This window comes from Arthrobacter sp. P1_A5, from assembly GCF_056406825.1.
Genome location: NZ_JBFTZL010000148.1, coordinates 1 through 9,232, shown reverse-complemented (window position 1 = coordinate 9,232; position 9,232 = coordinate 1). Strand labels below are relative to the sequence as shown.

The window sequence follows — 9,232 nt, the reverse complement described above, 5'->3', positions numbered from 1 at the left end:
GTTCTGGACTGCTGCGTTGCCGGGAGCGCCCTGCTGGCCGGGCACGGCGCTAACGGCCGCGGACCGGGAGGCTGGGCATGCCCAGCGACACGCCGGAGGTGCCCGACGCGCTGGTCTTCCCCGCCGGGATGGCCGGGGCGCCGCACGAATCCGCCTGCGACCGGTCCCAGGCGTCGCCGGCACGGGACCGTCGCAGGCTGTAGTCCTCGGCCGAGACAGGGTCGGAGACGAGGTGGAACGCCGCCGCCTCCGTGATGGTGACAGTCACCAGATCGCCGGGCCGGGGCACTTCGGCTCCGGCGGGCACGGAGAAGTGCACCAGCCGCTGGTCCTGGGAGCGGCCGGAGAGGCGGTGGGTTTCCCCAGCCTTGCGGCCCGACTGGGCCGTCACCATGACCTCGACGCGGCGGCCAAGCTGCCGGGCGTTTTCCTCGGCGGCAATCCGGTCCTGCAGGGCAGTGAGGCGTTCGAAGCGTTCCTGGACCACGGCCTTGGGCAGTTGGTCCGGCAGGTCGGCGGCGGGCGTGCCGGGCCGCTTGGAGTACTGGAAGGTGAAGGCGGTGGCGAACCGGGACTTCTCCACGACGTCGAGGGTGGCCTGGAAGTCCTCCTCGGTCTCGCCGGGGAACCCAACGATGATGTCCGTGGAGATGGCGGCGTGCGGAATTTTCTCGCGGACCTTGTCCAGGATGCCGAGGAACTTGGTCGAACGGTAGGACCGCTTCATGTCCTTGAGGACCTTKTCCGAGCCGGACTGCAGGGGCATGTGCAGCTGCGGCATGACGTTGGGCGTCTCGGCCATGGCGTCGATGACGTCGTCGGTGAAGGCGGCCGGGTGCGGGCTGGTGAACCGGACCCGCTCCAGGCCCGGAATGTCTCCGCAGGCACGCAGGAGCTTGGAGAACGCCTGCCGGTCGCCGAATTCGACGCCGTAGGAGTTCACGTTCTGGCCCAGCAGGGTTACCTCGATGGCACCGTCGTCCACGAGCGCCTGGATTTCGGCCAGGATCTCACCGGGGCGGCGGTCCTTTTCCTTGCCCCGCAGGGCCGGGACGATGCAGAAGGTGCAGGTGTTGTTGCAGCCCACCGAGATCGATACCCAGCCCGAGTAGACGGAGTCCCTCTTGGTGGGGAGGGTGGAGGGAAAGACGTCCAGCGATTCGAGGATCTCCAGCTGGGCCTCATTGTTGTGGCGGGCCCGGTCCAGCAGCGCCGGCAGGGCACCGACATTGTGCGTGCCGAACACGGCATCCACCCACGGGGCTTTCTTGAGGATGGTCTCCCGGTCCTTTTGCGCGAGACAGCCGCCGACGGCGATCTGCATGCCCGGGTTGGCTGCCTTGACCGGGGCGAGGATGCCGAGGTTGCCGTACAGCTTGTTGTCGGCGTTTTCCCTGACGGCGCAGGTGTTGAAGACCACGACGTCGGCCAGCTCGCCGGCGGAGGGGACGTAGCCTGCCGCTTCCAGCATGCCGGCCATCCGCTCGGAATCGTGCACGTTCATCTGGCAACCGAAGGTGCGCACCTGGTAGGTGCGGGGCTGGGCCGGGGCGGGTCTTTCCGGTGCGGAAACAGGGTCCGCACCGAATGTCTGGGGCCCTGATGGCGGCACCGCCGGTGGCGCTGTCGGAGAAGTCGTGCCGGCCGTTGGGGAGGGAATGGTAAAACTCACCTGTTAAGGGTAACGGGTAAGGGTAGTGGGCAGCGGCTGGGCCAGCGCAGACCCCGGCCCGGCGGTCCTAATCCCCGTCCCCTGCCTGGCCGGCGGCGGCATCGAGCACCTCACCCACCACCCGGAAGGCGAGCGACGGCTGGTATCCCTTGCGGGCCAGCATTGACGCGAGGCGGCGCGTAACTTTGTCGCGTTCGGCACGGTCTTCGCCGCCGGTGAATCCCCGCAGCTTGCGCTCCACGAGCTCCCGGGCGGCCGTTTCCTCGTCGGCGTCGCTGAGCTGATCCAATGCACCGGCAGCGATCTCCGGGTCGATGCCCTTGTCCGCAAGTTCGCGCCGCAAGGCCCCTTTGGCGAGCTTGCGCGTCTGGGACCTGCTGCGGACCCACATGTCGGCGAACTCGGCGTCGTCAACCAGCCGCACTTCCTCGAAGCGGTCCAGCACGGCCTCCGCGACGTCCTCGGGGACGTTGCGCTCGGCCAGCTTGCGCGAGAGCTGCAGCCGGCTCTTGGGCGAATTCGTCAGCTGCCGCAGCACGATGGCACGCGCCACGGCCGCGGGGTCCGCGTCCCGGTCCTGCCCGGCCAGCGAATCCGCGCCATCGGTGAGGTCCGCCGGCTGATCCGGGCCGACAAAGCCGGAGGCAGGACTCCGTGACGGAAATCCTGCCCCTTTGCGCCGCCGACTGTTAGAAGCCGTCAACGGCCTTCAGCTTCGGAGATTCTTCGGTCTCAGCCGGGGCTTTGACGCCAACGCCGAGCTTTTCCTTGATCAGGCGCTCGAGTTCGGCCGCCAGCTCCGGGTTGTCGCGCAGGAAGCGGCGGGAGTTCTCCATGCCCTGGCCCAGCTGGTCGCCATCGTAGGTGAACCAGGAGCCCGACTTTTTGATCAGGCCGTGCTCGACACCCATGTCGATGATGCCGCCCTCACGGGAAATGCCCTGGCCGTAGATGATGTCGAACTCGGCGATCTTGAAGGGMGGSGCCATCTTGTTCTTGACGATTTTGGCCTTGGTGCGGTTGCCGACGGAATCGGCGCCCTCTTTCAGGGTCTGGATGCGGCGGACGTCGATGCGGATGGAGGCGTAGAACTTCAGCGCCTTACCACCGGTGGTGGTTTCCGGGGAGCCGAAGAAGACACCGATCTTTTCACGCAGCTGGTTGATGAAGATGGCCGTGGTCTTCGTCTGGCTCAGGCGGCCGGTGATTTTACGTAGGGCCTGGCTCATCAGGCGGGCCTGCAGGCCCACGTGGCTGTCGCCCATGTCGCCTTCGATTTCCGCGCGGGGAACGAGGGCGGCCACGGAGTCGATGACTATGACGTCAAGGGAGCCGGACCCGATAAGCATGTCCATGATTTCCAGCGCCTGCTCGCCGGTGTCCGGCTGGGAGACCAGGAGCGCGTCGGTGTCGACGCCCAGCTTGGCGGCATATTCCGGATCGAGGGCGTGCTCGGCGTCGATGAAGGCGGCAATGCCGCCCTGGCGCTGGGCATTGGCAACCGCGTGCAGCGCGACCGTGGTCTTACCGGATGATTCCGGACCGTAGATTTCCACGACGCGGCCGCGGGGCAGGCCGCCAATTCCCAGGGCGACGTCCAGTGCGATGGACCCGGTCGGGATGACTTCGATGGGTGCACGGACTTCATCGCCGAGGCGCATGACCGAGCCTTTGCCGAACTGCTTGTCAATCTGGGCAAGCGCTGCGTCGAGCGCCTTCTGGCGATCCGGGGCTGCGGCCATGATTCACACCTCTAATACTTTCTCGCTGTGGAGTGGCCGTGGAGGCCTTTGTCTGTCATCACTGACGCTACTGGCACCCTCCGACAAAGTTATCGGGAGAACCACTTATGTGGAAAACGGTCTGAAAAAAAGCATATCGCTATCCGAACAGATATTCGAACAAGCGGGCGGCGTGTCAGGCGTCAGCGGAGCCCAGCCGGCCTCAGCGCGGCGACGCAGGCGTCAGCGGTGCTCAGCCGGCGTCAGCGCGACGGCGCGGGCGTCAGCAGGCGTCAGCGGGGCCCGGTGGTGTCACGGGGTTTGACGTCGCGGCCCAGGCGGCGTTCCGGCGGAACGTCCTGGACGTCGCACAGGGCAAGCCACACCTGGCGCGGCGGAATGCCGGCGCTGAGGGCCTGGTCCGCGGTGCGGCCTCCGACCCCAGCCAGGACCAGCGAATTGCTCAGGACGCGGGAGTATCCCGCGCCGAACTCGTCGTCCATAAGCCGCCAAAAGTCACTGATTCGCACGAGTAAAGTCTCTCACGGCCGGGGACTCTAGAATGGTTGCCATGAGCAACCCAACTGAGTCCGCGGGAGATCCCGCTCCCGATACCGCCGGCGCGGACGCCGCCTTGGACGCCGTCGAGAACCAGCTGAGTCTGCTCTGGCGCCGGGGCCGGTCGATTTCCCACCAGCTCTCGCGCCAGGTCCACCCGGACATGGAACCCGCCGCTTACGGGCTGCTCAGTGTGATCCGCAAGCAGGGTCCCATCAGGCTGACCGACCTCGCATCCTGCATCGGCGTCGGCAAGCCTTCGGTGAGCCGGCAGATTGCTTTCCTCGAGGGCCTCGGCCTCGTGTCGAAGGAGGCGGACCCGCTGGACGGCCGGGCGCAGGCCATCCGGTTGACGTCCGAAGGCGAGGAAAGGATGCACCAGGTCCAGGACGCACGGCGTGAGGTGTTCCGGGAACGCCTGGCGGAATGGCCGGCCGAGGATCTGCAGGCTTTGGCCATGTACATGGCCAAGCTCAATGCCACCTACGAGCGCGACGGTTTCCCCCGGGACGAGCACGCCTGACTCCCCCACCGGGAACCCTGGCCACCGAAACACGTCAAAGGACAACACGTCAAAGGACCTCCGGCCTGGGCCGGAGGTCCTCTTTTGTGTCTTAGGTCTTAGGTGAGTGGGCGGGCTAGCGCGCTCCGGAAAGGAGGCCCTTGGCCAGCTCGTCGGTGAGATCGGAATTCAGTTCCCGGTCGAGGTCGCGGCCATAGCGCTGCGCGAACTCCTGGGGAACGGTGTCCGGAACCGCGACGCCCTCGGCGACCGCGACGCGGTCGCTGACTTCGCGGAGCATGCTCGAAAGCGGAACATCGAGGGCCGAGCAGATCGAGGAGAGCAACTCCGAGGAGGCTTCCTTCTGGCCGCGTTCCACTTCGCTCAGGTAGCCCAGGGAAACGCGGGCACTGTGCGAGACTTCGCGGAGCGTACGGCCCTGGCGCTGGCGGACATCGCGCAGGACATCACCGATTTCGTGACGTAGTACAACCATCTTGCGCTCCTTCTGTTCGCTCTTGGCCTGATCGGCGAGGCCCACATCCTTCCAGCGGACAACGCCGTTAACGGATACGGGCTGCTTTACCATCTGTATCGCCTTGCTCCTCGTACTGTCGAGTCCGCCGGTGGGGGCGGACTCTGCTGATGTTTTCATCCTAGGCGCCTCCCTCATTTGGAAGCGACACAATGTAACAACTATTCGGAATCAACTTTTGTTCCCGGCAACTTTACGCCCGGTAGCCTTCGGAAGATAGGGCCTCCAGCAGACGCTCCAGCGCGGCGCCGCACGCAAGTGCGCGGATCTCGGCGCGGCTGCCGTCAAAGGAATAGGGGTACGACGTCGATCCTTCCGCCGTGGCAATGCCGACAAAGACCGTGCCCACCGCTTTGCCGTCGTGCGGTTCGGGACCGGCCACGCCGGTGGTGGAAACGCCGACATCGGCGCCGCAGATGCGGCGCGCCCCGTCGGCCATGGCTGCGGCTACCTGGCCGTCCACGGAGCCGACGGCGTCGAGCAGCTCAGCGGGGACGCGAAGAACGTCGGACTTGACCCTGTTGGCGTAGGACACCACGCCGCCCTGCAGCATCCCGGAGGCGCCGGGCGTGTCGGCCAGCACGGCGGTGACCATGCCGGCGGTGAGCGATTCGGCGGTGGCGGCGGTCAGGCCGCGGCCGAGGGCGACGGTGACAGCCTGCTCCGCCAGGCGGTGCAGATTGGGGTGCAGATTGGGGTGCAGGTTGGGGTGAAGAGCGGGGTCCGGCTGGTTCATGGCTTGTTCTCCCTTGAACGTTGTTTCTCTGCCTTGATGCCGGCGGACCGCAGCTTGAGCGCCTCAATGACGTATTCGCCGCCGGTCCACAGGGTGATGGCCAGGGCGGCCATCATCACGATGAACGCCACGACGCCCAGCCACGGGGCGAGGGATGCCAGCGGAAGGACGTAGAGGAAGATGGCCGCCGTCTGCACCACCGTCTTGAGCTTTCCGCCGCGCGAGGCCGGGATAACGCCGTAGCGGATGACGAAGAAGCGCAGCGCGGTGATGCCCCACTCCCGGACCAGGATCAGGATGGTGACCCACCAGGGCAGTTCCTGGAGCAACGAGAGCATGACCAGCGCGGAACCGATCAGGAGCTTGTCGGCGATCGGGTCAGCAATCTTGCCAAAATCGGTGACGAGGCCGCGGGACCGGGCGATGTCGCCGTCGAGCTTGTCCGTGTAGATGGCCACCGCGAAAACGAAGGCGGCCGCCCAGCGCCAGACGCCGTTCTGGGCCTGCAGCCCCGGCGCGTCGAGGAGCAGGAACCAGACGAAGAACGGCACCAGCACTATCCGCAGCATCGTGAGGACATTCGGCAGGTTCCAGATCCGCGAGGCGGATCCGGCGTTGGCTTCGGCGCTATTCACCTTCCTAGGCTACCTTCTGCGCTACCGGCCGGTGAGCGACCAGGCGTCCTCTGAGCCGTCCTCGTCGCCGGAACCGCCGTCGGCGCCGTCATGGTAGTCGATCGCCTGGGTGCGGTTCTCCAGGTCCGCCGCCACGAGGTCCTCGGCGTAACCGCCCTGGGCGATGTTCGCGTTGGCGTTATCGCTCAGCGCCGCGGTCTGCGAGTCGGCGGACACCGGACCGTCCTGGCCCTTCATCGCGGCCAGCACGGCGGCGAGGTCATCGGGCTTGACCAGCACGTCGCGCGCCTTGGAACCTTCGGAGGGCCCCACCACACCCCTGGACTCGAGCAGGTCCATGAGGCGGCCGGCCTTCGCGAAGCCGACGCGGAGCTTGCGCTGSAGCATCGASGTAGAKCCGAACTGGGTGGTGACCACGAGCTCGGTTGCCTGGAGCAGGACCTCGAGATCGTCCCCGATGTCGTCATCGATCTGCTTCTTCTGCGCCTCGGGCGCGACGTCATCGCGATAAACGGCCTTGAGCTGGCCCTTGACGTGCTCGACGACCTTGTGGATCTCGGACTCGGTGACCCAGGCACCCTGGACACGCATGGCCTTGGAGGCCCCCATCGGCAGGAACAAGGCATCGCCCTGGCCGATGAGTTTCTCGGCGCCCGGCTGGTCCAGGACCACCCGGGAGTCGGTGACAGAGGAGGTGGCGAAGGCCATGCGGGAGGGCACGTTGGCCTTGATCAGGCCGGTCACGACGTCGACCGACGGGCGCTGGGTGGCCAGGACCAGGTGGATGCCGGCCGCACGGGCCAGCTGCGTGATGCGGACAATCGAGTCTTCAACGTCGCGCGGGGCAACCATCATGAGGTCGGCGAGTTCGTCCACGATGACCAGCAGGTACGGGTACGGCTTGATGACGCGCTTGGAATCCACCGGCGGGTGGACCTTGCCGGCCCGGACAGCCTTGTTGAAGTCATCGATGTGCTTGAAGCCGTAATTGGCGAGGTCGTCATAGCGGGCATCCATTTCCCGGACCACCCACTGCAGGGCCTCGGCCGCCTTCTTCGGGTTGGTGATGATCGGGGTGATGAGGTGCGGGACCCCCTCGTAGGCCGTGAGTTCCACGCGTTTGGGGTCCACCATGACCATCCGGACCTCGTCCGGGGTGGCCCGCATCAGGATCGAGGTGATCATCGAGTTCACGAACGAGGACTTGCCGGCACCGGTGGCGCCGGCCACGAGCAGGTGCGGCATCTTGGCCAGGTTGGCCACGACGTACCCGCCCTCCACGTCCTTGCCGACCCCCATGACCATGGGGTGGTCGGTGCGACGGGCGTTCTGGCTGCGGAGCACGTCGCCCAGGGACACGGTTTCGCGGTCCGTGTTGGGGATTTCGATGCCGATGGCCGACTTGCCCGGGATGGGGCTCAGGATGCGCACATCCGAGCTGGCCACGGCATAGGAGATGTTCTTGGACAGGGCGGTGACCCGTTCCACCTTGGTGCCCGGGGACAGTTCGATTTCGTAGCGGGTCACGGTGGGGCCGCGGCTGAAGCCGGTGACCTGCGCCTCCACGTTGAACTGGTTGAGGGTCTCGGTGAGCGAGGCGACAATCGCGTCGTTGGCCTCGGTGCGTTCCTTGGGGATGGAACCGGGTGTCAGCACGTCCGACGCCGGCAGGGTGTAGGTGACGTCGCCGGCCAGGGAAAGCTGCTCGGTGCGCTGCGGAATGGGGGTGGGCAGCGGTGCGGGCGCGACCGGGTTGGAGGGGACCTTGGCGGCCGCAGCGGCGGCATTGAGCGATCCCGCGGCCACCATCCCCGGAGTGACCAGCGGGATGGCCTCGGTGGCGTCGCCGCTGGACTCCGCCGCAGCGCCGGCGGATCCTGCCGTGCCGAGGCCCTGGGCGGCTTTGATCTTTTCGACGGCGATCTCGGCCTGGGTGGGACGGCGGACGCCGGGCGCGACGTCGGGCGCGGCGTCGGCTTCCACGCCAGAGCGCGCCTTGCCCCTCGTGCCCTTGGCCGGAGGTGCGTCGGCCGCTTCCTCATCTGCGATGAGGGCGCGTTCGAAGGCCTCGTCGCCGACGTAGCCTTCCAGGCCGGACTCGTCGTCGTGGTCCTTGCCGAAGAGGCGCTTGCGCTTCTTCCGGGGCGGAGCCGGTGCGTCGTTCTCGTACAGGTAGCTGCGGTCGTGGCGGTCGCCGCCGTCGCCGTCCTGCAGGTCGATGCCCATCAGGTGCTCGTAGGCGTCGCGCAGGCGGCCAGGGATCGCGCCGAAGGGCGTGGCGGTGACGATCAGCAGGGAGGTGAAGGCCAGCAGGCCGTAGACCGCGACGGGGACGGCGGTGTGCACGGCGGCCAGCGGGGCGGCGGCGAGGTAGCCGAGCATGCCGCCGGCCCGGCGCAGGCCATCGAAACCGTCGGCGACGGTCGGCTGGCCGCCAATGATGTGCGCCAGCCCGGAACCGGCGAACGTCATGATGAGGAAACCGATGCCGACCCGGTTGTTGCCGCGGCCGTCGTCGGGCTGGCGGAACAGGCGGAAGGCGCACACGAACAGCATGAGCGGCAGCAGCAGGGCCATCCAGCCGAACGTGCCGTTGACGATCGCAAACACGAGGTCAGGGAGCCAGCCCTGGAACCCCCACCACGCGAAAGTGGCAACGAAGACTCCCAGGGCCAGGTTGAACAGGGCGGCGCCGTCGCGGCGGCCCTCGGGGGCGAGGTCGCTGACGTCGTGGCCGACCCGCCGGATGCCGGCGCCGATCACATGGGCGATGCCCAGCCAGGCACCGGCCAGCACCCTCACCACCCAGGGCTGGTGCGGCTCAACAACGGCCAACTGCCGGGTCCGCGCGGTGGCTGCGGTGCCACCTGCGG

The 9,232-nt window shown here is 67.2% G+C and carries 9 protein-coding genes; 1 reads left to right on the top strand and 8 read right to left on the bottom strand.

Annotation, left to right across the window (positions count from 1 at the left end; all coding sequences use genetic code 11):
* Positions 1–49: 49 nt before the first annotated feature.
* The 4 genes from miaB to AC1D1S_RS16330 all read right to left on the bottom strand — a co-directional run bounded on the left by miaB (position 50) and on the right by AC1D1S_RS16330 (position 3,923).
* Positions 50–1,525: a tRNA (N6-isopentenyl adenosine(37)-C2)-methylthiotransferase MiaB gene (gene miaB, locus AC1D1S_RS16345; protein ID WP_476994936.1), complete on the bottom strand. Its 1,476-nt coding sequence runs from the start codon at positions 1,523–1,525 to the stop codon at positions 50–52.
* Between the two features lie 214 nt (positions 1,526–1,739).
* Positions 1,740–2,225, bottom strand: a complete 486-nt coding sequence (locus tag AC1D1S_RS16340; RefSeq protein WP_476932176.1) for a regulatory protein RecX — start codon at positions 2,223–2,225, stop codon at positions 1,740–1,742.
* 136 nt (positions 2,226–2,361) lie between these two features.
* On the bottom strand, positions 2,362–3,414 hold the full coding sequence (gene recA, locus AC1D1S_RS16335; RefSeq protein ID WP_018774457.1) for a recombinase RecA: 1,053 nt from the start codon (positions 3,412–3,414) through the stop codon (positions 2,362–2,364).
* Between the two features lie 272 nt (positions 3,415–3,686).
* Entirely contained in the window at positions 3,687–3,923 is a 237-nt protein-coding gene (locus AC1D1S_RS16330) for a DUF3046 domain-containing protein (protein WP_028277227.1), read from the bottom strand.
* 41 nt (positions 3,924–3,964) lie between these two features.
* Here AC1D1S_RS16330 and AC1D1S_RS16325 point away from each other — a divergent pair, with 41 nt between their 5' ends.
* Positions 3,965–4,474 carry a MarR family winged helix-turn-helix transcriptional regulator gene (locus tag AC1D1S_RS16325; protein WP_028277226.1) on the top strand — a complete coding sequence of 170 codons (510 nt, stop codon included), beginning with the start codon at positions 3,965–3,967 and terminating at the stop codon, positions 4,472–4,474.
* A 115-nt stretch (positions 4,475–4,589) separates the two neighbouring features.
* Here the strand turns inward: AC1D1S_RS16325 and AC1D1S_RS16320 are convergent, their stop codons facing one another.
* From AC1D1S_RS16320 to AC1D1S_RS16305, 4 genes are all read right to left on the bottom strand, one after another.
* The gene (locus tag AC1D1S_RS16320; RefSeq protein ID WP_026538316.1) at positions 4,590–5,042 is read right to left on the bottom strand and encodes a helix-turn-helix domain-containing protein; all 453 of its coding nucleotides are present in this window, start codon (positions 5,040–5,042) and stop codon (positions 4,590–4,592) included.
* A gap of 139 nt (positions 5,043–5,181) precedes the next feature.
* Positions 5,182–5,724, bottom strand: a complete 543-nt coding sequence (locus tag AC1D1S_RS16315) for a CinA family protein (protein WP_476994935.1) — start codon at positions 5,722–5,724, stop codon at positions 5,182–5,184.
* On the bottom strand, positions 5,721–6,359 hold the full coding sequence (gene pgsA / locus AC1D1S_RS16310) for a CDP-diacylglycerol--glycerol-3-phosphate 3-phosphatidyltransferase (RefSeq protein WP_028277224.1): 639 nt from the start codon (positions 6,357–6,359) through the stop codon (positions 5,721–5,723). Before pgsA ends, AC1D1S_RS16315 begins: the two co-directional genes overlap by 4 nt.
* Positions 6,360–6,380: 21 nt before the next feature.
* Positions 6,381–9,232, bottom strand: a 2,852-nt coding sequence (locus tag AC1D1S_RS16305; RefSeq protein WP_476994934.1) for an FtsK/SpoIIIE family DNA translocase, incomplete at its 5' end; no start/stop codon positions are given.

Excerpts from the sequence above, each read along its gene's own strand:
- AC1D1S_RS16325 (WP_028277226.1), top strand. The coding sequence starts at position 3,965 with ATGAGCAACCCAACTGAGTCCGCGGGAGATCCCGCTCCCGATACCGCC.
- AC1D1S_RS16320 (WP_026538316.1), bottom strand. The coding sequence starts at position 5,042 with ATGGTAAAGCAGCCCGTATCCGTTAACGGCGTTGTCCGCTGGAAGGAT.
- AC1D1S_RS16315 (WP_476994935.1), bottom strand. The coding sequence starts at position 5,724 with ATGAACCAGCCGGACCCCGCTCTTCACCCCAACCTGCACCCCAATCTG.